A 23,753-nucleotide genomic window follows, 5' to 3' on the forward strand; every position below is an offset into this window, starting at 1 on the left:
GCGGTGTCCCCTCCCTTTCAAGAAAGAGAAGAGGCGGGGCATGCCCCGCCTCTTACACCACATCTCTGCGCGCTACCGCGCTCCGCCGCCTCAATCACGTGTTTGGCGAGAATTGCGGTGGTCACAGCCCCCACGCCGCCCGGCACGGGTGTGATGGCGCCAACGATCGGTTCCGCAGCATCAAAATCCACGTCGCCGACCAGTTTTCCGGCAGCCTCGTCCCAATTAATGCCAACATCGATGATCGTCTGGCCCTCGCGAACCGCATCCGCGCCAATCGTGCGCGCGCGTCCAACCGCGGCAACAACAATGTCGGCAGAACAGCACTCGGCAGCTAGGTCACGCGTATGCGTATGGCACGTCGTCGCCGTGGCATTGCGAGCCGTAAGCATGGCGGCAACGGGACGGCCAATTACCAGCGAGCGACCAACAACGGCAACTTTAGCTCCATCCAGTTCAACGCCGTAATGGTCCAGCAACGCCAACACGGCTTCTGCCGTGCAGGGAGCAAAGCCCTCGCCTCGCCCCGAAAGCGTGGTGAGCAGCGAGGCCGGCGTCATGGAGTCGACGTCCTTGGCGGGATCGAGTGCCGCGGCAACTGTATCCTCCTCAAGCCCAGCGGGCAACGGACGAAACATCAGGCATCCGTGAACAGCGGGGTCGGCATTGATGCCCTCGATAGCCGCCAGCAGCTCATCCTGCGAAACATCGGCAGGCAGCAACACGCGACGAGCTTCGATGCCCACCTTTTCGCAGCGTTTGAGTGCACCGCGCTCGTAGGACAGGTCGTCCTCGCGCTCGCCCACGCGAACGATGGCCAGCGTCGGCACAACGCCGCGCTCACGCAAAGCCGCGCAGCGAGCAGCGAGCTCCTCAGTCAACGCGCGGGCGACGGGAGCACCCTTCAATAGCTCGGCCATGGCTATCCCCTCTTCCTTGCGGCGTCGGCGGCGCGGCGCGCCAGCGCATCGGCGCGCGGCAGCCACGTATCCAGCAGCTCATCGCACGCCGTCTCGAGCTCCTCGGCACGCGCCCGGTCTTTCATAGATGTGGTGTTGGCAAAGAGCGTCAGGCTCGCACCCTGCATGGCAGCGCGGCAGAACACGGCGCCGCAGGCCACGTCGGACAACAGCTGGCGCGAGCCCTTATCGGCCATGTCCTCGAGCAGCGCCAGCGCGCGGCCGCAGGCATCCATGATCCGATACGGTGGCATGGCCGCCACGTGCAACGCGTCCTGAATCGCCGCAGGTCGAGCTGGGTCCTCGCGCGGAATACCGTACGCAGCGGACACCTGGCCGTACGCACGAACGTCCTCGGCGACCAGGTCCACAAGTTCCTGCGCCAACTCGTCTGCCTGGGCAAATGCACGCGTCAGGTCGTCCGCGCGATCGGCAAGCGCGGGATTAGTCGCCCCATAACGAGCAACCATCCCACAAAGCGAGGCACCCAGCGCGCCCACAAAGGCGCTCGCGCTGCCGCCGCCGGGAACCGGCTCGCGCGCGGCCAGCGCCTCGGCAAACCCGCGGCAGGTCTTGTCCATCATCTCTTGGCTCATACGCATGCACCTTCAAGTCATATACATCGGTCGGGCGGAATCGCCGACCAACCGCATCGATCACGTAATGGTGCTAAGTCTAGCCCATAAGTACATGAGCGTCAGCGCACCTGACCATCGCAGATTTCTATGGCACGCGATAGGCGTCGACAACGCAAGCATGGGACACATGGCCCACCTTTCGGGACTTCCGGACGTCACAAACTGGGGCATATCTATAAACAAGGAACCTGTTGGGGCAACGCCCGCGTACACGCGCCCCTTTAAAACAACGGACACCTCACCCCGGGGAGAGCCGACAGCACCGGCCCTCCCCTCTTTTGGACCCGTGCATATTGCCACTTAACGGTGCAAATCCGGCCCTCAGAATGGGACACATGGCCCACCCGAAGGAGCCGTCCACGCGTACAGTAAAGACAGGTAATCCATGGACGATTACAGATCGAGGAGGACACGACCATGAAAAAGAAGGCCTTTGCGATTCTCATCCTCTGCATCAGTCTCTTTGCCGCGGTTGCCTTGGTGGGTTGCGGTGGCAGCAGCGGCGCTACCGGCAGCGGCGGTGGCGGTGGCGGTGGAGCGGAAAAGCCAGCCGTGGATATGAGGACTGACTTCATTTGGTTTAAAGTCGAGGTGCCCGAGGGCGTCGAAATCACGGACGTTGCAGGCGATACCGCCGACAGGGCCCAGTTTAAGTTCACCGAGAGCGAGCATGCCAGTGACCGCTTCATCCCCGTCTTCGATCCTGACAAGAACGCCGATGAACTGTTCGACTACGAGGCAAAGTGGAAGGCCAGCTCTGGATGGACCGAGAGCGATCCCGTTAAGTACAACGGCAAGACCTGGCGCAGCGCCTACTTTACGCACTCGGGCGGCGTGACGACCGAGTACTTCACCGACGTTGACGGTGGCAGCGTGTATGTGCGCATCGACAACGTCGAGGAGCACAAGGACGCCGTCGAGACCATGATGAAGTCCCTGGAATTTGCCGATGACATCGCCGAGGCCAAGACCGAGGCCATGGACGTCAAGCTCGACGATATCGAGATCAAGCGTTAAGCGACTGGCGAGCGCAGCGGGAAACACGGGCGCAGTGCAAACAAGCGACGGTACCCCAGCGCTTCGTACCCAGGGAGGGCCGGTAAACCGACCCTCCCTTTCTTATGCCGGTAGCTGGCGAACGCGAGGATGCCGGGCTCCAAAACTATCCCAAGCGCGCCAGTAGCACCAATAGACAAGCGCCTCAGCACGTCCGCCCGCCGATTAATAGCGCCATGCAGACAATTTAAGCCGACGCCTTTAAACATCTGGGCAGTATAGTATCCAAAACGAGCGCATAACCGCACCCTGAGAATGGAGGAGTTATGACCGAACACCATGCCATCAGCCGCCGAGCATTTACGCTGGGCCTAGGACTCGCAGCATTGTCGCCTTTTGTAAGCCTGCCCGAAACCGCGGGACTGGGCCTTCCCGTGCGCGCGGCATTTGCAGACGACGCTGCCACAGCGTCGGACAGCCTCCGCAATTTCGTCATTCGCCTTCGCCCCGCGGGCTATTTTCGCACCGCGAGCGTCAACCAAGACGGCAACGTTCGCGGCAACGTCTGTCACCTGTTTAACGACGGCACGTCCAGCAAGCTCATCCTTGAGAACGTAACGACCAAGAATGACGATACAAACTGGTACGCCATCCGCACCTTGCTCAATTTCGAAGAGCATAAAAAGACGGGCTACAGCATTTGGTCGGTCGACGACGACTCGGACAAAGATGGAAAGGTCATCCACGTATGGGGCGGCGAGTATGACAACAAGCCCAGCCGCGCTTTTGCGTTCGAGCGGCAATCAAACGGAACCTATATCATCCGAGACCGCACGGTCGAGAAAGAAACCGAGAAAAAAGACATTAAGTACCTGGCAATAGAATCGAACGGCGAAGACCAGGACAACAATAAGATCTGCCATAAGAGTAAGAGCATTCCGTGGGAGCTCGAACTTATCGGTTACGACATGAAAAAGAACGATGCCACGGTTAGCAGCCTCGACTGGATCACGTATAGCAGCTACGTCGACGGACCATGTTGGATGAAATACGTCGACGACAACAAGTTCCTCGACGAGCTGAGCATCCCGGGTACGCACGATTCGGGCACCTGCAGCGTGGACAACGACACTGAGCCCCAATCCTCGCAAGTAAAATGCCAGCAGGATTACATTCCCACGCAGCTGCTCGAAGGCATTCGCTATTTTGATATTCGTCTCGGAAAGGGCGACAACCCTGGCATCGACCATGGGATGTACTACCTGCTCAAAAAAGACGCGTACTTTTTGCATCTTTCCGATGTCATAGGCTACTTCAAAACGTTTTTGAACGAAAACCCGACAGAAGCGCTCATCATGCTTGTATCACGAGGCAACGACGAGGCTACCGACGAAAGTGTTACGACGGCTTTCGCCAAGGTTTTGGACGACAACCCCAATCTGTTCTATACGTCGAGCCATGTCCCCACACTGAAAGAGGCGCGCGGAAAGATCGTCTTGTTGCGCCGATTTAGGCTCGCCGGCAACAGTGTAAGCGGCCACACGTGGGGCCTCGACCTCACCGAATGGGACGACAAAATCAAGGCGCATTCCGGAAAGTCCATGTGCCTCGTCCAAGACGCGCGAGGCTTTGAAGCCGCGGGGGAAACAGGCGACAAAGAGCCCTATTGCACCAAGGTATACGCCCAGGACAAGTACAAACTCACGGGAACCGACAAGCTCAGCTGGGTCGATAATGCGCTGAAGGAAACGACCGGGCGCACGCGCAACGAGGTAGATGTCGAGGACGATAACGGGGCCAAGGAGAAAGTCCTGGAGCGTTGCTGGTCTATCAACTACACCAGCTGCACGGGCTTGTCGCACGGAGGCAATCCTTTTACCTCGGCACGAGTAGTCAACGAGCATCTGTATAAGAGCCCGTACATCAATCCCAGCGGCATCGAGGATACAAAGTCAGATTACCTCAAGCACATTGGCATCATCGCATCCGACTTTGTTGATGCGGCGCTGGCCCGGAGCATCTACCAGCGCAATTACGATACGGAGCACAAGCAGACAGCTTCGTACTATCTCCCGTACTATCTCCCGACCCGCATGCGCATGACGTACGGCGACTCGCTGAGCGATGCCTCATTCCAGGATGGCAAGACCGTTGGCGAGGGTCATTTCCGCCTTGCCGACAGCAGCAACGCGCTCAACGCGACAGCTTCGGGCCATGCGTTTGCCATTGAATACGTGGATGTCGACGCCCTGGGCAACGAGACCGTTACGGGGCTGCAGGGTTTTGTGCCCATCGATATCGATCCACGCGCGCTGACGCCCCATTTTGAGGGACTCGAAGGCCTTAAGGCCGGCGAAGACGTGCGCGCCAAGATTGCGGCATCACTCGAGGGCAAGCTTGAAACCGATGCCTGCACGGCCCAGCTCGAGTTTGTGCACGACGCGACCGGCGCTCCGGGCACAGCAATGGCCGAGGGCGAAACATTTGCCGCAGGAACATACTGGGTGCGCGTGAACGGTCTCTTGGGCGACGCGGCGCAGAACTACACGCTCGCCAGCGACGGAGCCGCAAGCTTTACCGTAGCGGCCTCGGACAGTGCAGGCGGCGCCGGCACCGGCAGCGGCACGGGTTCCAACGCAGGCAGCGCTGATAAGAATGGTAAGGGCAACAAGGGCAAGGGCTCGGGCGGAAAACTCGCCGACACGGGCGACGGCTCCGGCATTGCCGCCGGGCTCGCCGCTGCCGCCGTGGCGACAACGGTCGCCGGCGCAGCAATGCTTGCCAGTGACCACGAAAACGCTGGGGACAGTAGCGAATAGGCAAGCCGGCCTTTTAAACACATCGACTCAATCGGGGGCGCAGAACACCGTTCTGTGCCCCTAGCTTTTGCAGATGAAGAGGCGGTGCGTCCAGAAAACTCGTAGGCCAAGCAACTAGACGCCGCATCACCCATGTGTGGGCGCGAATCTGGCCCGAACGCCGCTATCGGCTACATCACCATGTTCAGCGCGTTCACAAATTCCTGAGCCTGGGAGTGACTGCTCAGCCTGTAGGAACAGACGGTCAGCAACCTATTACGGAGGAGCACGCGCTTACCCTTGACCCCGTTGACACCCGTAATGTCCTTGAGGTAGACGATCTTGGTATGGGTACCGAAGAAGTTGTTCTTCACGACCGCCTCGATACGATTGGGATAGATGCTTATTCCCTTGAAAACGCCGGCACCCTTATCGTGAAACAGCAACGTGTTGTTATCCACGCACGCCACCCCCATGGAGTTCGATAAAACCATCTCTATGACCACATTTTAGCCACCGCAAACCCTTTTCGCGGTCGCGCACAGAGCACCAAATCGTGTCCGTACGAGCAAATAAACTAATACCGCAAGGAATATAAGCCGTTATCCAAGGATGGCACCGCAAAACAAAGGCTTAGCAATAGCTAAGATTTAAGTCTAAAACCCTTAGGAAGTGCTAATATATAGTTATTGAAAGAGACTAAGATGCAGAGACGCGAATTGATCCGTATCCTCGAAGAAGCCGGCTTCATCTCGAAAGGAGGCACTAATCACGAGAAGTTCGTCAAAGGAGATAAACTCGTGCTCGTGAAACGCCACCGAGAGATCGAGGATCAAATTGCCAAAAGAATCCTAAGGCAGGCAGGGCTTCGATAACTCATCCTCATCACATTTCGCATCGCTTTTTAGAGGAGGTCTTACATGGTTTACGTATGGGAATTTGAGTTCTTTGATTCGGACGGCATGGTCGACGCCGTGCCATGTGGCTCGCTGGGCGGAGGAGGAACGTTTGGCTCCGACCTAAACGACGCCGTCGAAAGCGCCGCCGATTTTCTCGCATGTATGGTCGACGATCACCTTATGGGCGGCATTGAACTACCCGCGCCAGACTTCGGGCATGAGCCGCGACACGGCGGCAAGATTATCGCCGTAGCCGTCAGCCGCGATCTCAACGATATCCCCGCCGTCACCGCAGCGGATGCCGCGCGTATGCTTGGTGTTAGCTCAGCACGGGTATCGCAACTGATAAACGCAGGACTGTTGGATTCATGGAAGGATGGCACCAAGCGCATGGTGTCCAAAGCTTCCATCGAGGCACGACTCGCCGACGCTCCAAAGGCAGGGCGCCCAAAAGAGGTCCCTATTGCCGTGTAAAGGAACGCCAGGGCATATCGTTTTGACATATCGGCCATTGAGTTCTCTCGATTCGCGACGCACTGCGTCGCGAATCGAGAGAAACCGTCTCAGCCCCAATGATTCGATTAGGTCGTCACACGCTTGCGCAATGAACAAGCAAAGCATGTTTGCCGCCGGGCCCCCCAATTCGGATCGCACTGCGTTCCGAATTGAACCTGACACGCTGCCGCAGGTTATCACGAATTCCCGACAGAGCATAAAAGGAGCTTTCCTTGACAGACAGACCGAAAACAACACTGCGCGACTGCATCTATGGGCTCGCCGTCGGCGACGCGTTGGGCGTTCCCTACGAGTTCAGGTCTCGTGGCACGTTCGAATGCACCGACATGATCGGCTACGGCACGCATGGGCAGCCCGCCGGCACCTGGAGCGACGACACATCTATGACGCTTGCTACCTGTGACTCGATTAGGGAGCTCGGGCATATCGACACCACAGACATGCGCGACAAGTTCGTAAGCTGGATTGCCCGTGGCGAGTATACGATCGACGGCGTTTTCGATTACGGTGGTACGACCGCCCGTGCCTTGCACACCGGCAAAGGAGGCTCCGGCGAGCGCGACAACGGCAACGGTTCGCTCATGCGCATCGCTCCCCTAGCGTTCACCGATGCGACAGACGAAGAGGTCAGCAAGGTCTCAGCGATTACGCACGCCCACAGAACGTCGACCGACGCGTGCATCATATTTGTCGAACTGATGAGGGATGTGATGAACGGCGCGCTCCCCTCGTGGGCGTTGCAGCTGAAAAGCGCACCCGAGTACGAAATCAGGTCCGGTGGCTTCGTGCGCGACACTCTTAAGGCAGCCACATGGTGCTTCGTCAACACTAACAGCTACGAAGATTGCGCGCTTGCCGCCGTCAACCTGGGCGACGACACCGACACCACCGCAGCCGTTGCCGGCGCCCTCGCCGGCACGGCCTACGGTCTCAGAGCCATCCCGCAGGAATGGATCGACACCCTACGCGGTAAAGAGCTGATTGAGCAGTGTTTGTTTTAGGGCGCACTTACAATAGAAACTGACCAGGAGGCACCATGGAAAGAGAGATCGCAAATATAGACGAGTTCCAAGTGGACGAAAACGGGACTCCGCTATTTCCAGCAGGACTGAAGGAAGAAGCCAACCTCTATGTCCTCCCCGACGGGCGTTACCTCCCCTGCGGGGTCTACAGGACCGCGGACGGCGGTTCGCTCATTTATGAGCCATCCGAACTAAGCTTCTTCGGGCAGATGCTTGCTCAATTCAAAGAGTGCTAGAGGTTTGATTGCCCGCTAGATCGACACTGCTCCGAACCATGGGATGGGTAGGATGTCTCCCACCGCGGCCTGTGAGGTAAAATCTTGACTGCCGCGGAATCCGCCTGCGGGCAACGCTCCGATCTCCGATTGGGGTGAAGCCTATGAACTTGTTTCTTGAAATCCTGCGCCTCTCGATGTATGTGACCGGCATTGCCCGGAACCTCTACGCGATCTGGCGGGAATATAAGCAGTAACGGATAGCGAAGGGAGTCATGAAAAGGGCCGGTTGCAGCCGGCCCTTTAGACGATAATACCTGCGTTGCCCGCGCTTCCGAAGTGTGACTAGCTGAGGAGCGGGTTCCGCGGCACAAGCTCATTTTACCCAGTGAGGCGGGTCTTTTGCAGCCGCTCCACCGTTAATTTACATCTACAGCCACTATCACCACAGACGACCGCCGACGGAAGACGGCGTGCGCACGTAGACCAACTTTCAACAGGTCCATGGCGCGGTCGGAGGCATAGCGCACGCCCCATTATGAGTATTGAAACCGCCCCAAAAACCGGCATCGGGCGTTACGTCTGCTTTATCGATGCGGGAGTCGCTAGCCGCCCAGTAGGATATTAAGGATTGCGATAATAATTGCTATCGCAGCGATAATCAGAAATAGCGTAAAGGGGAAAATTACCGGCTCGAGCAACAGCCGGATTAGCGCATCGATAAACTCGGCGTTTGCATCGGACATGGTGGCATCAACTCCAGACGAGGGCGACCACTCGTTCCAGCCGCCGGCTAGCAGCAATAAACAGATTATATTGTTGTCTGCCTACCAGTCAGATCGACACTGCTCCAAGACTATGCGGTTGTGTGCTTAGCTAGTACCAGAAAACGGTGCCGCCATCCCGTACGCTACCATCGCGCAGCATGCGGCGAGCCTCTGCGAACATGTGCTCCGCATAGCGCCCATGCCTATCGTTCGGCGATACGGACAGAACGGAAACGATACCGACACTGCGGTCGAGGACCACGGTACCCGGCTCTCCCTTGCCCTCGGGATAGTATTCGAACGTCGCGACATTACCGTCGTCTTCGATCTTCTTAAACTCGAGCATCTTCTGGCCACTCCACCTCATCCAACCATGCGTCCAATGTGTCCTGGCAACTGTACCGCAGACTCGCAGCGTCGTAGGCTGCGGGCTAATCCGTCCCTGATCCATGTAATGCGATTCCAGCAGCTCGCGCTTGAACATCATCGCGCAGCGCGCATGCAGTTCCTCGCCATCGAAAAGCCTGCACATTGTCCCAGTTTGATTACAAGTTAGATCGGCACTGCTCCAAAACGAGGGGTACTTCCAGTGCAAAATCTCACCAGTTTGATTACCAGTTAGATCGACACTGCTCCAAAACACCGCAACATTGCTGATTCAGTTGAAAAAGTTTGATTAACAGTTAGATCGACACTGCTCCAAAACGTGGAGCGAATGGAAGAGCACCAAGGTCGGTTTGATTACCAGTTAGATCGACACTGCTCCAAAACACACCTCCATATCCCAGCGCTCGTTTAAGGTTTGATTACCAGTTAGATCGACACTGCTCCAAAACCTCGAACATATACCGGTTGATGATGTCCAGGTTTGATTACCAGTTAGATCGACACTGCTCCAAAACCAGCAGCTGCACTGGATAGCTGTAAGAAAGTTTGATTACCAGTTAGATCGACACTGCTCCAAAACGTGTTCCGCGTCATGTCGAATGGTGACGAGTTTGATTACCAGTTGGATCGACACTGCTCCAAAACGCAGGTCGGGCAGATTATGCCTGCTAGACGTTTGATTACCAGTTAGATCGACACTGCTCCAAAACGAAGGGAAAGCGCGAGTACCTTGCAACCAGTTTGATTACCAGTTAGATCGACACTGTTCCAAAACGGCGCCTTGCACTAACGATTATAGGCTAGGGTTTGATTACCAGTTAGATCGACACTGCTCCAAAACCAAACGATACCGTTACCATCAACGTTACGCGTTTGATTACCAGTTAGATCGACACTGCTCCAAAACGTGTTCCGCGTCATGTCGAATGGTGACGAGTTTGATTACCAGTTAGATCGACACTGTTCCAAAACTGATGTCGCCTACGAACTTATCGCCCCACAGTTTGATTACCAGTTAGATCGACACTGCTCCAAAACGGAATGGTAAACCTGAACGACGGCGTACATGTTTGATTACCAGTTAGATCGACACTGCTCCAAAACCGTGTACCTGTCCGCGACCAACGATTTCCAGTTTGATTACCAGTTAGATCGACACTGCTCCAAAACGTACCATATCGAGAACTGGATCGACGACATGTTTGATTACCAGTTAGATCGACACTGCTCCAAAACGCGGTGCCGCCCGTGGACGGCCTCCGAGGAGTTTGATTACCAGTTAGATCGACACTGCTCCAAAACAGACGCGCCGCTGTGCGAGGACTGCTGGGGGTTTGATTACCAGTTAGATCGACACTGCTCCAAAACAAGCTCGTGGACTTCACCGCGAGCAACAAGTTTGATTATCAGTTAGATCGACACTGCTCCAAAACAGTCATAGCCCGACGCGCAAGCGGTCCGAGGTTTGATTACCAGTTAGATCGACACTGCTCCAAAACTCAACGTCTCCATGGCCTATATGAACGTGTGTTTGATTACCAGTTAGATCGACACTGCTCCAAAACGTATGGTCGGAACCGCCCCAGCGCTGAGCGTTTGATTACCAGTTAGATCGACACTGCTCCAAAACGGGGATGTCGGGCACGATGACGGTGCGGTAGTTTGATTACCAGTTAGATCGACACTGCTCCAAAACAAGATGAGCAGGAGGGACATGATCCTTCTGGTTTGATTACCAGTTAGATCGACACTGCTCCAAAACCGACCGAACGGTGTGACTGTCCCGAATCGTGTTTGATTACCAGTTAGATCGACACTGCTCCAAAACTAACGGAAGTCTGTTCGGTGGCGAGGACGAGTTTGATTACCAGTTAGATCGACACTGCTCCAAAACATGGAGGTCGGTAGAGTGGCGATAGCCGTGGTTTGATTACCAGTTAGATCGACACTGCTCCAAAACGAGACAACCTGTCCAGCAACTACGACATATGTTTGATTACCAGTTAGATCGACACTGCTCCAAAACTGCTGTGATCATCGTTATGACTCGATGGCAGTTTGATTACCAGTTAGATCGACACTGCTCCAAAACGCAACGAGGACCTTGCCCGCGCGGTCGTCAGTTTGATTACCAGTTAGATCGACACTGCTCCAAAACTATACAAGACGTTGCCCGGTCAATGCCCGTGTTTGATTACCAGTTAGATCGACACTGCTCCAAAACCATTGGAGCAAATTCCCTACTGCGACGGGACGTTCAATCTAACCCGGTCTGTTCTTTCAATGCTCTAAAAACTGCAGGTCAACCGTTAGTTTATGTTCATGTCCGTAAGCCATGGTATCTTTTTTATTCTCCAGGAGCAACAAGCTCAACTTAAGAAAAAACACGTGGTCATAGAGCGTTTGCAGCTCATTTTCCGTCAAAAACGTTTTGAGATTTACGAATACGATTGTCTTTCTGCAGCCAGCGTCAAGAGCAAATGAAAGGAAATTAAGCAGATTATCAAGGAACGATTTATCTTCTTGAGGCGCTGCGCCAAATCCTAAAAACTTGAGGTAGCGCTTCAAATCCCATTCTAACCCAAACCCCAAATCGGCATTAAAGCCAAGGTTCAATCCGCCTAAACGCAGCTTTATTGCACGTTCAGCCTCTTCCACCTGCATACGCAGATCTTCGTCTTCTAGAAACTCACGCTCAACCTTCTTGGTGATTGCGGTCATAAATGCACGGTCATCCCATGGAAGATTCAGCGCATCAGGCACTACCATCAGGGCACTGTCGGGCTTAATCTCCTCATCGTCTTTCCAAAGGGAGTAAGGTTCCATCGCCTGGCGCCCCAATCCGTTTTGCAAAGAAGTTACGATCCGCGCGAACAGAGCAGAGTTTTCGACTTGCAAAACCGATGTCTCCCCTGCTGTTAGCTCCACCGGGTGTTCAAGTCCCGAAAACACGAGCCTCATAAAACCAGAAGCTCCTCCATCGTGTCTATCTCCTCATGGGTCTCACGGTTGCCCGTAATGTACTCCATGGTCGAAAACTGAGACTCAGTCACGCGAAGGACCTGCACGAGGCCGGACGGCGGACGATGCTTCCTAAGTCTTTGTATCGCGCTTCCCGCCGCCCCATCATTAACAACAAGCTTTGCATACACGGACTCCTGGAGCATAAGATAGCCATCTTTAAGAAGAAACTTGCGAAACACGCGGTAGTCTTTTCTTTGCGCAGGAGTATCGACGGGCAAATCAAAGAAGACGACAAGCCTCATATATCTGATCCTTTCCCCGATACTCATACGACCTCGAACGACTCGATCTCATCTACTGACAGCTTCCGGTCAAGGGCCTTGAAGCAGTCAGCAACATACAGGGATATTACGGAGCCCACGCGATACGTGCCGCCTCGATACGCGATTCCTTGATTGAGCATGTCGACCAAAAGTAGCTTTATCTCCTTAGAGAATTCGCCGTCGAAGTTATCGAACACAATACGGTCTACAAGAGGCCTAAATGGCTCCATAAAATCACAGCTCAAGTTGAACTGGTTAAACTCATTTTTGTGGCAGATTCCCGCCTGCGTAAGGTATCCGCGCGCCGCGATCTCGCGATTGACGCTCGACAGCAGGATCGCATAGCCGTAATTGAGAGCAGCATTCAGAGGCGTATCGTCATCCCTCGAAAAGGACGGACCAAACAGGGAACTGAAATATAATCGGGCGGCATGGCCCTCGCGATTTGTTGTATCTCCTGAGCGCACCTCGGCAACAATACTCTTGAGCGTCTCACCCTGCTCCTCACGCGCACGGGCGTGGAGCACATCAGATTGATGCTTGATTTTGTCGCGCACGATTCGTTGCCATACGCGCTTTTTGATCGGTTCGCCCCACTCAAGCTGTTCTGCAATACGTTTACTGGTGTTATGAGCCCCGTATAGCGGTAAATATTGCCCAATGGGGTCGCGCTTCTCGTCAGAGACGACAAACGCGACCTTTGCCTTGGCAAGCTCCGAGAGCAGATAAGCGCTTATGAACACCTGGTTGGTCTGAAGGACGACCGACGAAATCTCGGAAAGGTGCACTTTCGCCGTATCGTCCTCCCGGCGGACAACCATGTATCCACCCTTGTACTGCAGTTTGCAAGGACTAGAAATGACGATATTCCTAAAGCCCGACACGGGTCCTTCTCTCGAACATGCCTGTTACTGATTGGTCAATGATTACAAGGCCCTCAGGGACTTTATTGCGTGCAGGGCGGAGCCTTCCGGCTGCCTTTCCTCCTCCAAGCGCCTTGATGTCAATCGGCACAGACTTTTTATTGCCCACACACAGCCTGATCAACTTAATCAATAGGTCTTTTTGCTGTGCCACGCCGAGCGCGCTAAACGTCTCATACTTATCTTCAAGACCCAAATCACTCGCCAGCATAGGGCATTCAGATTTCTCCAGCGAACGAGCGACAGCCCGATAAACGAACAGGTTCGTATCCGCATCAAAAAAACCTTCTCGGCAGACGCGGGAGATCTTCAGGAGTTCTTCCTGTGAGAAGGCCAGCTGAGACGCCGACTTCATTTCCTCTTCAGCATTTACGCACAGTCGACTTCCAGCTATTTCCACAAGCTGCCATTTCAACAGCCTCGGAACAACAATCCTTGTACATACGCACGAAGTACCGGACGCCAGCTCTCGACAATAGTCTTCAAAAGCTACTGGATCGCTCTCCAGTTCTTTCATCTTGTAGACTGGCATCATTGCCATCTTCAAAACAGGCTTCGTCTTCTTATCCCTAACTTCGTAAATAAAGAAATACGCTGCGCTCTTGCTGTCGTACCCGCCGTAAAGCAAGGGGTCGAGTCCTTTTTTAATCTCAATCTTCGGCGCTTTCCTTTTAGAGATAGGATTGGCGTTCCAGTACGCCCCCGTATCCACATACGGCATCCTCGAGATGTAGCACTGGCGATAGTTGAGCGCACGGCGAATGCCCTCGACCTCTGCCGCTGCATTCCAGCCGTCCGGAAGATACTTTCCCCTATAACGTTTGACCTCGTCGTCCTCGGCCCAGGCATCGTCAAAGACCTCACCCGTCTCGGGGTCAAAACCCGCAGTCATAAAGCTATTAACGACAAATCCGGCAGATCCAGGCATGCGATGGGTTTTCTTAAACAGCTCGGACTGCTCGCGCACGTATTTCTTAATCACATGCGAGTAGCCGATGGGGTTCTCGTACATACCGGGATGGCGCATCTGAATAAACAGCCCCAAACGGCATGCCAGATAGGCATCGTGCGCATGATGGAAATCGTTGGCTTCGCGGCATTTAACAAGGCCTGCTGCCTCACGAAGGTTGTGCGATACGCTCGCCTTTACAGGAACGATCTTAGTTCCCTCATCGGCATAACGCGCCTCAAGCAACGCCTGCGCCATCTTAACCATCTGGCTCGTCTCAACGAGCTGACGCGCGACGAATCCCTTCATGGCGTTCTCATTTATGGAAGAGCGCAGCAAGTTGCGGTACTTTTTATCGCCAATGAGCTTCGCTCGGTGCAGCTGCTTCCACGTTTCGCCCATCTTCCAGCGAATGCCCTTATCGATCAAAAGCTGGTCGGTCTTGTGCTGATTCTCCTCGCGGTACACCAGCGCCTTATTCTCCAGGCTGTCGTCCTTAATGTAGGCGCGCGGAATGATATGGTCGACCTCGTACTCGCCCGAGCCCGCCATAAGCTTATTGAGGTCGATGGCGCGACCGGAATACAGGCACTTTCCGTTCTGCATCAAATAGAGGGTCAGGCGCTCGTCAAGATCTGCATTGGTTGCCTTGAGTTCCTTGAAATCGTCCATAACTGCCAGGTCGCCGCCCTCGGCCTTAAACGCCTTGAGAGCGTCCTCGATGGTGTCCCAGCGCTTCGTAGTCCGCTTGCCTTTCTTCTTTTCGTCCTCGTCGCGAGTCACCTCAACAAAAACGTTAGCCGGCGCATGCCCCGCAATCTTTACGATTTCGTCAACAATGCGAATCGCTTGATTCAGGCTGCGACGAATCGCCGGAGATCCGGGGAGCTCATTTACGCCTAGAGATTTCTCATGTTCGGCATAGTATTTGCGATTGTGTTCATCCACTTTTTCCTGGAAGCCCAGCGTGTTGTCGTGGAGAATCTCCATCATCACCATGGTCTCGCCCAAGCGACGCTCAGAACTGGGGTTTCCCTCTCGCAGCACGTCCATGATGCTCATAGAGCGACCGGCTTGCGTATCAATCCTAATACCCGTCAGGAATTTCTCCGACAGACGTCCCCAGCCAGTCAGTCGCTTTTTGCAAATCTTCTTAATCTGCTCGGCATCGAGCATTCCGTTGCCACTGGGACCGAACTCATCCTGCAGTTTTTCCTTAAGGATCGAGCGGTCCTCGAACAACGTGTTCCAAAGAATGATCTTCTCGATAACTGGATACTCGGCGCGGCTCAACTCGTCCACGCCAAAGATGTCTTTGGCAAAGAAGATGTACGAGCCCATCTTCGATTCAAGACCGCTCTCACCCTGGCCGCCGCGGACAACCGGATTTGTCGCGTCGCCCTCTTTTACAAGCCAGTCGGCAATCATCTTGTAAGTAATGCAACGCTTTTTATGGAATAGCTCATGGACAATGCCCTCGCGCTGCGCGGCATCCAAGCGTTGCCAATCGTCACCATCTTCAGACCAGCGAACGCCATTGAGTTCATTCAGAACGCAGAACTCCTCGTAGAGCAGAGACTGCTTGGGAAGCACCTTTTCACCAGCAAGATAAGTGCAATCACCCGTCATGCGCAGGATAAAGTTCTCGGCGCTCTTGTTCTTATCGATTACGGTATCCCAGTTCCAAGGCGTGATTGTCGCTTCTTCCATGCCGGGCTTGCGCTCGGACCATTGGAATCGGTGGTTGCCGTGTTTGTCCTTGGCCGCATTTTTAGGCGTCAGCGGTCCAACATAGTACGGGATACGGAACGTGACCAGGCTCTCGATCTTCGAAGCCTCGTCCTTGAGGAACAGATAGAAGCGGCCCTGGTTTTTGAGAATAGCCTGCAGCTCCTCAAGATGCAGCTGATAGTAGATGGCACCGTTATCACTCGTCTTAAGGCGACGCAAAAAGCGCTGTTTGTCGAATGCGTCCATCATGGCGATATAGCGTTCATCCGTCTCCGCGCCCGTTCCCGCAAAGAGCTTCTTTACGGATTTAGCGAAGTCATCATAGGACAGTTTATGCAGGTCATATGCGGTATAGCCTTGGGCCTTTGAGGCATCGTAGTCGCGCGAAGGATCATCACCATTCGAATCATGATAGGTTGCCCCGCGGAAGAAAGACTCATATGAGTTAAGAGCATATTTGCGGACCAAGAGCTTAAGCAGAGCAAGGTCTTCTGCGTATTGCTCGTATTTCTTGATCATGTTGATCGAAATAGTTTGGCCTTCTGCATATGACAAAAGCCCCTGCAAAACATAAGCAGAATATACCCCGCAGACAGACTCAAGAAGCTCGACGCAATCGTCGGGGCATGCAGCTTGCAGTGTCTCGAGTTTCTCGTCGTCAGAAAGCGCGAGCTTAGTTGCCTCGCACTCAAACTCGCCAAACACATCTTTGAACTCGCACTGGAGACCGACGACAGCGTTCGACAAAGCCTTCGCCAGCTTTTTATTCGCGGTTGCATCTCCGGTGTCAACTTTTACGAGTGCCTGAATGTCTTTTGCCTTTTGCGAGCGAGAAGATCGCTCGTCAGCCAAGATCTTCGCTACAGAGAGTTCATCAAGTTTCACGAACTCATATTCCCTCGATTCGCACCATGCCTTCAAAGCACCATTGAGATTCTTAAGGACATCAGATGTCTTTGCTGTCTTTGCCGTCAGTTTCTCTCCTTGGCGCAAGAAGTTACCGCGATGCTTAACGATGTTATGAATCGCAAGGTACACCAAGCGGAGATCTGCCTGCTCATCGCTTTCTATAAGGTAGGCGCGAAGATGGTAGATGGTTGGGAAACGATCGTAGTAATCGGCTTTCGTAAAGTCCTTGGTAAAGATCGGGTCGCCTTCGATGGTTCGCGACTGGTTGAGCCGCATGAAAAAGCCCGGATCAACTTCGTTCATTGCGGGCTCAAACAGTTTTTGCAATAGATCCAAGCGCCAACGACGCCGCACATAGCGACGACGCTGACCGCGATGGACACGAGCCTCAGAAGCCGGCTGTGCGGCATCGAACAGACGACTGCCCCAGGTAGGCTGCTTCTTAAAATGCAGGAGCTTGCCATGCTCGTCCGCAACCGCCCAACCCACGGAGTTGGTGCCCATGTCTAGACCGATGCTGTACTCACCCGAGTAGTTTCTTAGATTCATATAGACCAGCCCTTTCGCGCTGTGCTACAGTTGCCTTGTCGATTACCAGTTACATCGACACTGCGAGTCAAAATACGGCTATGCCAAAAATGCCTTCTTCGGAGGGCGTCCCGTAGGGGACAATTTGACTTGCCAGAGGGGTTCCGTTTGGAACCCCTCTTTTTTGATACTACTACCGCGAGCGGACACTTTTTAATAGCTATCGGCAAGCGTAATGTTGTTCAGTGCCAACGCTCCGAGCAGGGGCATTTAATGAAGTGCCCGGCACTTCCCCGCAATACAAAAACGGGGCGGCCCGCACCCCTGCGAGCTGCCCCGTGCCCCTGACTATCGCGTCATAAGACTAACCAGCACTACTCCCCTACTTCCCAAAGATCGCAGCGAGCAAGCCCTTGCGTTTGGGCTTCTCCTCTCGGTAGGAACCCTCGACGGCAGCTGCAACCTGGCGCGGTTGCTCGCCGCCTCCACGGCGCACGATCTGGTACAGAAACGGCGACTTAACGTATTTGACCTCGATGGGCATGGCATGCACGGTGCTCTCACCGGACAGATGCAGGCTCGGATTGAGCGGCGCCACGACGTGCGTTTCGCGCTTGTCACTAAACACCACCGCGGCCGCGCGGCCCGTCTGTCCGTTTACGGCAATGCGCACCTGCTCGCCATCGCGGCTGTCCGCCGCCGGACGATCGACAAAGTAGACCGGCACCATCACCAGGCCGTCCTTATGTTTGCGGGCCTTGCGCGCCCACATGCGAATGCTCTTTTTATTGAGCCCCAGTACCGCCTCGGCGTCGTTGCCCGCAACGTCGAGCGCCAACTTATCAATGACCACCTGGTCCTTGGTAGACGCATCGACGGAGACGACGCGGAAGTCGCCTTCCTGCATGGCGGGATCGAACGGACCGACCTTGGCAAAGTCCCACGGCTCCAAAATGCCCATGAGGCGAACGTCCAGGTAGTTTGCCCTGGGGTATGCCCAGTCGAGCACCTCGTAGTACACCAAGGTCTCCTTGCTCAGGCCCTTGCCCGGGAAGCTCGCCATCATGCGCAAGTCCGCCAGCGCCATGGGGAAATAGAAGAGCATCATGTCGTTTTGGATCGCGTCTTCCACGTCGTGCCCGGCAAAGGCATCCGGATACTGGCGCACCAGCTGCAGCGCGTTGGCACGTGCCTGCTGCGGCGAGATTTCGCAGGGAATACCCTGCTCGGGCACATACTCCGCACCAACGCCCATGGTCAGGCGCTTGCTAAACGTCCCCGGCTTGAGCAGGTCCGCAATGCCGATCTTATTGCCGCAGGACGGGCACTCAAACACACGCTGCGTTGACTCGCCCTCAAAGGACGCTCCGCAGAAGGGGCAAGGAATGCTCACATGCGTGGCCTCTTGGAACTCCTGCGCCGTGCCGCGATCCTCCCACAGCAGATGTTCCAGGACCGACTGATTGCGCCAGTGCGCATTGAAGAAATACCAGTCCGGGTCCTCCGGGCGCTCGAGTTGCGACACATGCGTGAGTTTGAGCAGTCCATCCATCACCGTCAACGGCGTATGGCGAATACCCAAAGCGCTCTTGGGCTCTCCGGCGTCCGCCTGCCACGGAACCACCGTGCCGCAATAGGCGCACTCAAAGCTGCGCTTAGCCTGGTGCGAGTACATAGGGCCGCCGCAGTTTTGACATTTAATGGCAAACATCTCGTCCATGGAAACGTCCTCCTTTGCACAGGGGCTGTCGATATTAAGTATGTCGAGCAAATCGGCGCGTGCCCATACCCATGTGGCCCAAAATGGAGCACTCGCACGGACGAGAAGGCGCAGCGGGCTCAAAGCCATGCGGGCAACCGCCCCCCTCCGCCCCGTGCCCGTTAGCATCGGCAGACCATTGCTGCATTTTCTGAGCATCGTCGCACGACGCGTCCGTGCGAGCTACACTATCCCCTTAAACATGATTGTGAGGACGACCGTTATGCTATTTGTAAATCGGCTGGTACATACGCTTGTTCCCGGCAGCGAGAGCGAGCCGGTCGATACCTCCTGCCGCACCAACGCGGGGTTTGCCGCAAGCCTCATCTGCATCGGCCTCAATATCACGCTGTGCCTGGCCAAGGGCATCGCGGGCCTGCTCGCGGGTTCCGTCTCGCTTGTCGCCGACGCCTTCAACAACCTCTCCGATGCCTCGAGCAACATCGTGAGCCTGCTCGGATTCCGCCTTGCCAGCCGCCCGGCCGACGAGGGGCACCCTTACGGCCATGGCCGCTACGAGTACCTGGCAGGACTGTTTGTCGCCGTCCTCGTTTGCGCCGTCGGCATCAACCTGATCCTGGAGTCGATCACCAAGATCATCAAGCCTTCCCCCACCGCCTACACACTAGTCTCCATGGCCGCGCTCATCGCATCCATGCTCGTCAAATTCTGGATGGCGGCGTTCAACCGCACACTGGGCAACCGCATCGATTCCGAGACGCTCATCGCCACAGCGCAGGACTCCAAAAACGACGTCATCACCTCGGGATCGGTCCTGGTGGCAGCGCTTATCTCACAGACAACCGGCATTGACCTCGACGGTTGGGCGGGCCTGGGCGTTGGCATCTTCATCTGCATCAGCGGCATGGGTCTGGTGCGCGACGCCATCAGCCCGCTGTTGGGACAGGCACCCGACCCCAAGCTGGTGCAGGAGATTCGCGACAGGATTATGTCCTATCCGCAGGTTCTGGGCACGCACGATCTGATGGTGCACGACTACGGCCCCGGTCGCCAGTTTGCCAGCGCACACGTGGAGATGCCCGGCGAGGGCGATGCGTTTGAGCACCACGAGATTCTGGACACCATCGAGCACGATATCAAGCATCAGATGGGTATCGACATTACGCTGCATTGCGACCCCATCGCGACAACCGGCGACGACCTGCGCGGCTGGGTCAAGCGCGGCATCATGCAGATCGACCCCGCACTTTCCATCCACGACCTGCACGAGCACGACGGCTTCGTCTCGTTTGACCTGGTGCGCCCCGACGGTTTTGACATATCCGACGAGGAGCTGCTGGAACTCGTCACGCGCATCGTGCACGAGCGCCGGCCCGATGTCTCGTGCGTCGTCACGTTTGACTCGGGCTTTAGCTCGCCCGACCGCCCGGCCGAGCGGCTGTAATCGGCAGCAAAACGGGACGCAGGACCGCCGACCAACGCGCATGTGCGCCCGGTCACGCGATCCTGCGTCCCGTTTTTATTTGCACTGCCAAGGCTCTAGCCGCTCGGCCGCTAGTTTCCCTGTGCGCCCGAAATGCCGTTTTGCAGGGTATCCCAGGCGTTCGTTGCCATGTCACCCAGGTTCTGCGCGGTGTCGCCGAGATTCTGAGCCGTGTCACCCAGTTGCTGGGCCTTATCTCCCAGCTCCTGGGCCTTGTTGCTCAGGTCCTCCAACGTATTGGAGCTCGAGCTGTCCGCACCGCTCTGATCGCCGGACACATTGCCCGACGAGCTGTCCTTGCGCGTGAGCTGAACCTCCAGGTTGCCATTGTCGTTGTAGTAGGCAGACATAACAACCCAGTTGGCATCGACGACAGGCGTTGAGCCGTCATCGGTCAGGATCACGGCGTTCGAAAGATCGGCCCCACGCGACTTGAGGAGCTTCTTGGCGTTGGACCAGTACTGCCCCGGGATATCGCTCAGGTCGACAGTGCCGGACTGGGTAGTCTCGGTCTGCTCGGCCGTGGTATCAGTCGTGGCGCCCCGCTTGTTGAGCATGCCCGACACGATGGCAAACACAACCGACAGGGCAAAGAAGATCGCCAGCACAATCAGGATCTTCTTGATCACGCTCGACGAACGCGACGGTTTCTTTTCCTCATCCTCGCCATACTGCGGAATCGACTTGGGGTACTCGCGATACGGCTGGCGCGCGTAGGGATCGCGCGACTCATAGCGAGGCTGCGCCGTGCGCGGCATATACGTCGTCTGCTGAGGCTGTGGAATGGGATTCTGCGACAGGTCATCATAGGGATTCGGCGCAGAACTGGCATAGGGATCCTGCGGCGCGTAATCAAACGGGTCCGGCGCCGCGTTGCCATAGGGGCTTTGCGAAGATGCAGCGTAAGGATCCTGCGCCGTGTCGCCATAGCCCATAACCCGCGTAGGCTCGGCAGAAGGCTGCGTCGCGGCAGGGTCGGCATAACCGGGGCCGGGCACAACGCGAGTCGCGTCGGCGCTGTCGCCAGCCTGCGCGGAGCTGTAGCCGCCCATCACGGTCGTCTTATCCTGGTCCATGCAACGATTCCTTTCCGTCGCCCGTAAGCATCAAGTTATCCATGCATTCTACCCGCGCAAAAGCCTATGATTGGCAGTGCCCGTCGGTATCTACAAGACATGCGCGGTCCTCGGAATAAAAAGCCCCGCCGTGCTGCAGAGCGCGGCGGGGCGGGCAGGCGGCTATGGGCAGCAGGCTTAGAACAGACCGGTGATGTTGCCGTCGTTGTCGACGTCGATGTTCTCGGCCGCGGGAACCTTGGGCAGGCCCGGCATAGTCAGAACGCTACCGGTCAGTGCGACCACAAAGTGGGCGCCGGCGGAAACCTTGAGCTCGCGCACCGTGATGCGGAAGTTCTCGGGAGCACCGAGGACCTTGGCGTTGTCGCTAAAGCTGTACTGGGTCTTGGCCACGCATACCGGCAGGTTGCCAAAGCCGTTCTCACGCAGTTCGGCAAGCTGGCGCTTGGCAGCCGGCGTAAAGTCGACGCCATCGGCGCGGTAGACCTTGGTGGCAACGGCCTCAAGGGCGTCGGCCACATCGGCGCCGTCCTCGTAGGCAAACTTGAGCTCGCTCGGCTGCTCGATCAGACGCATGACCTCATCGGCCAGCTCGAGTGCGCCCTCGCCGCCCTTGGCCCAGACCTCGGACAGCTTAACGTTGACGCCGAGCTTCTGGCACTCGGACTCGATGAGTGCAAGCTCGGCCTCGGTGTCTGTCGGGAAGCGGTTGATGGCGACCACGCAGGGCAGACCATAAACGTTCTGGATGTTGTCGACGTGACGCAGCAGGTTGGGCATGCCGGCCTTGAGGGCCTCGAGGTTCTCCTCGTTGAGGTCGGCCTTGGCGACACCGCCGTTGTACTTAAGCGCGCGGGCAGTGGCAACGACCACGACAGCACTGGGGCGAACGCCCGTCATGCGGCACTTGATATCGAGGAACTTCTCGGCACCCAGATCGGCACCGAAGCCGGCCTCGGTAATGGCGACATCGCCAAAGCGCATGGCCATACGCGTGGCCATGATGGAGTTGCAGCCGTGGGCGATATTGGCGAAGGGGCCGCCGTGGACAAACGCAGGCGTGCCCTCGAGCGTCTGAACCAGGTTGGGCTTGAGCGCGTCCTTGAGGAGGGCCGCCATGGCGCCCTGGGCCTTGAGGTCACGGGCGCGGACGGGCTCGCCGGCAAAGCTGTAGCCGACGACGATCTCGCCCAGGCGCTCCTTAAGGTCGCTGGTGCTCGTAGACAGGCACAGGATTGCCATGACCTCGGAGGCGACGGTGATATCGAAGCCGTCCTCGCGCGGCACGCCCTGAGCCTTACCGCCAATGCCGTCGATGACGTGGCGCAGCTGACGGTCGTTCATATCGACGACGCGCTTCCAAGTGATGCGCTTAACATCGATACCGAGCTTGTTGCCCTGCTGAATATGGTTGTCGAGCATGGCGGCCAGCAGGTTATTGGCGGCACCGATAGCGTGAAAGTCGCCGGTAAAGTGCAAGTTGATATCCTCCATGGGGATGACCTGAGCCCAGCCGCCGCCGGCAGCACCGCCCTTAACGCCAAAGACGGGGCCGAGCGAAGGCTCGCGCAGGGCCACGGCACTCTTGACGCCGCGACGACGCAGGCCATCGGCCAGACCGATGGTCGTGGTGGTCTTGCCCTCGCCCGCAGGCGTTGGGTTGATAGCGGTCACGAGGACGAGCTTGGCCTGGTGATCGGTCGGCTCGTTGAGCAGTGAATAGTCAACCTTAGCCTTGTCGAAGCCGTACGGAATCAGGTGCTTTACGTCGACGCCGACGTTCTTAGCCACCTCGGTAATGGGCAGCGGCGTGACGGAACGTGCGATTTCGATGTCAGTAGGCATGGGCGGTCCTTTCGTTACCGAATGAGAAAAAGACCAATTCAGCATAGCACGGGCGCGCAATAGTAAAACGCCCATAACCGATGAACGGCGATATGTTTACCCGAT

At 56.2% G+C, this 23,753-nt stretch carries 19 protein-coding genes and 1 CRISPR repeat array; of the genes, 7 read left to right on the forward strand and 12 right to left on the reverse strand.

The genetic code is table 11. The features are described from left to right. Nucleotides 1–17 precede the first annotated feature (17 nt). Together I1M21_RS08040 and I1M21_RS08045 are read right to left on the reverse strand one after the other, a co-directional pair. Entirely contained in the window at nt 18–920 is a 903-nt protein-coding gene (locus tag I1M21_RS08040) for a bifunctional 5,10-methylenetetrahydrofolate dehydrogenase/5,10-methenyltetrahydrofolate cyclohydrolase (protein WP_195193173.1), read from the reverse strand. Between the two features lie 2 nt (nt 921–922). Continuing rightward, nucleotides 923–1,555 (reverse strand): cyclodeaminase/cyclohydrolase family protein, encoded by a 633-nt coding sequence (locus I1M21_RS08045; RefSeq protein ID WP_195193174.1) that lies wholly within the window; start codon nt 1,553–1,555, stop codon nt 923–925. Nucleotides 1,556–2,014: 459 nt separating this feature from the next. Here I1M21_RS08045 and I1M21_RS08050 point away from each other — a divergent pair, with 459 nt between their 5' ends. Then, on the forward strand, nt 2,015–2,614 hold the full coding sequence (locus I1M21_RS08050) for a hypothetical protein (protein ID WP_195193175.1): 600 nt from the start codon (nt 2,015–2,017) through the stop codon (nt 2,612–2,614). Nucleotides 2,615–2,919: 305 nt separating this feature from the next. After that, on the forward strand, nt 2,920–5,412 hold the full coding sequence (locus tag I1M21_RS08055) for a phosphatidylinositol-specific phospholipase C (protein ID WP_195193176.1): 2,493 nt from the start codon (nt 2,920–2,922) through the stop codon (nt 5,410–5,412). A gap of 170 nt (nt 5,413–5,582) precedes the next feature. Here I1M21_RS08055 and I1M21_RS08060 read toward each other — a convergent pair whose 3' ends face one another. Further along, nucleotides 5,583–5,852, reverse strand: a complete 270-nt coding sequence (locus I1M21_RS08060; protein WP_195193177.1) for a hypothetical protein — start codon at nt 5,850–5,852, stop codon at nt 5,583–5,585. 243 nt (nt 5,853–6,095) lie between these two features. On the opposite strand from I1M21_RS08060, the gene I1M21_RS10025 reads away from it, so the two are divergent. From I1M21_RS10025 to I1M21_RS08080, 4 genes are all read left to right on the forward strand, one after another. Continuing rightward, nucleotides 6,096–6,266: a type II toxin-antitoxin system HicA family toxin gene (locus I1M21_RS10025; protein ID WP_084591772.1), complete on the forward strand. Its 171-nt coding sequence runs from the start codon at nt 6,096–6,098 to the stop codon at nt 6,264–6,266. 45 nt (nt 6,267–6,311) lie between these two features. Beyond that, a complete protein-coding gene (locus I1M21_RS08070) occupies nt 6,312–6,764 on the forward strand; it encodes a helix-turn-helix domain-containing protein (protein WP_195193178.1) in 453 nt (150 codons plus the stop codon). A gap of 254 nt (nt 6,765–7,018) precedes the next feature. Next, nucleotides 7,019–7,807, forward strand: coding sequence for an ADP-ribosylglycohydrolase family protein (locus I1M21_RS08075; protein WP_195193179.1), 789 nt, complete (start codon nt 7,019–7,021; stop codon nt 7,805–7,807). A gap of 35 nt (nt 7,808–7,842) precedes the next feature. Beyond that, a complete protein-coding gene (locus I1M21_RS08080; RefSeq protein WP_195193180.1) occupies nt 7,843–8,064 on the forward strand; it encodes a hypothetical protein in 222 nt (73 codons plus the stop codon). Between the two features lie 584 nt (nt 8,065–8,648). Here the strand turns inward: I1M21_RS08080 and I1M21_RS08085 are convergent. From I1M21_RS08085 to I1M21_RS08115, 7 genes are all read right to left on the reverse strand, one after another. Continuing rightward, nucleotides 8,649–8,789 (reverse strand): hypothetical protein, encoded by a 141-nt coding sequence (locus I1M21_RS08085; RefSeq protein ID WP_195193181.1) that lies wholly within the window; start codon nt 8,787–8,789, stop codon nt 8,649–8,651. 130 nt (nt 8,790–8,919) lie between these two features. Continuing rightward, nucleotides 8,920–9,342, reverse strand: coding sequence for a hypothetical protein (locus I1M21_RS08090; protein ID WP_195193182.1), 423 nt, complete (start codon nt 9,340–9,342; stop codon nt 8,920–8,922). A gap of 7 nt (nt 9,343–9,349) precedes the next feature. Further along, nucleotides 9,350–11,421: a CRISPR direct-repeat array (repeat unit 36 nt; unit sequence GTTTGATTACCAGTTAGATCGACACTGCTCCAAAAC). Nucleotides 11,422–11,477: 56 nt separating this feature from the next. After that, on the reverse strand, nt 11,478–12,158 hold the full coding sequence (gene csn2 / locus I1M21_RS08095) for a type II-A CRISPR-associated protein Csn2 (RefSeq protein ID WP_195193183.1): 681 nt from the start codon (nt 12,156–12,158) through the stop codon (nt 11,478–11,480). Beyond that, on the reverse strand, nt 12,155–12,463 hold the full coding sequence (gene cas2 / locus I1M21_RS08100) for a CRISPR-associated endonuclease Cas2 (RefSeq protein ID WP_229025702.1): 309 nt from the start codon (nt 12,461–12,463) through the stop codon (nt 12,155–12,157). Before cas2 ends, csn2 begins: the two co-directional genes overlap by 4 nt. A 23-nt stretch (nt 12,464–12,486) precedes the next feature. Further along, nucleotides 12,487–13,368 carry a type II CRISPR-associated endonuclease Cas1 gene (cas1, locus tag I1M21_RS08105; protein WP_195193185.1) on the reverse strand — a complete coding sequence of 294 codons (882 nt, stop codon included), beginning with the start codon at nt 13,366–13,368 and terminating at the stop codon, nt 12,487–12,489. After that, nucleotides 13,355–17,545: a type II CRISPR RNA-guided endonuclease Cas9 gene (cas9, locus tag I1M21_RS08110; RefSeq protein ID WP_195193186.1), complete on the reverse strand. Its 4,191-nt coding sequence runs from the start codon at nt 17,543–17,545 to the stop codon at nt 13,355–13,357. Before cas9 ends, cas1 begins: the two co-directional genes overlap by 14 nt. 361 nt (nt 17,546–17,906) lie before the next feature. Beyond that, nucleotides 17,907–19,244 (reverse strand): TFIIB-type zinc ribbon-containing protein, encoded by a 1,338-nt coding sequence (locus I1M21_RS08115; RefSeq protein WP_195193187.1) that lies wholly within the window; start codon nt 19,242–19,244, stop codon nt 17,907–17,909. 262 nt (nt 19,245–19,506) lie between these two features. Here I1M21_RS08115 and I1M21_RS08120 point away from each other — a divergent pair, with 262 nt between their 5' ends. Continuing rightward, entirely contained in the window at nt 19,507–20,688 is a 1,182-nt protein-coding gene (locus I1M21_RS08120; RefSeq protein WP_195193188.1) for a cation diffusion facilitator family transporter, read from the forward strand. A gap of 110 nt (nt 20,689–20,798) precedes the next feature. Here I1M21_RS08120 and I1M21_RS08125 read toward each other — a convergent pair whose 3' ends face one another. Both I1M21_RS08125 and I1M21_RS08130 read right to left on the reverse strand, forming a co-directional pair. After that, entirely contained in the window at nt 20,799–21,803 is a 1,005-nt protein-coding gene (locus I1M21_RS08125) for a hypothetical protein (protein ID WP_195193189.1), read from the reverse strand. Nucleotides 21,804–21,980: 177 nt separating this feature from the next. Beyond that, nucleotides 21,981–23,648, reverse strand: a complete 1,668-nt coding sequence (locus I1M21_RS08130; RefSeq protein WP_195193190.1) for a formate--tetrahydrofolate ligase — start codon at nt 23,646–23,648, stop codon at nt 21,981–21,983. Nucleotides 23,649–23,753: the final 105 nt, after the last annotated feature.

Source organism: Collinsella aerofaciens (assembly GCF_015546965.1).
GTDB lineage: Bacteria > Actinomycetota > Coriobacteriia > Coriobacteriales > Coriobacteriaceae > Collinsella > Collinsella aerofaciens_X.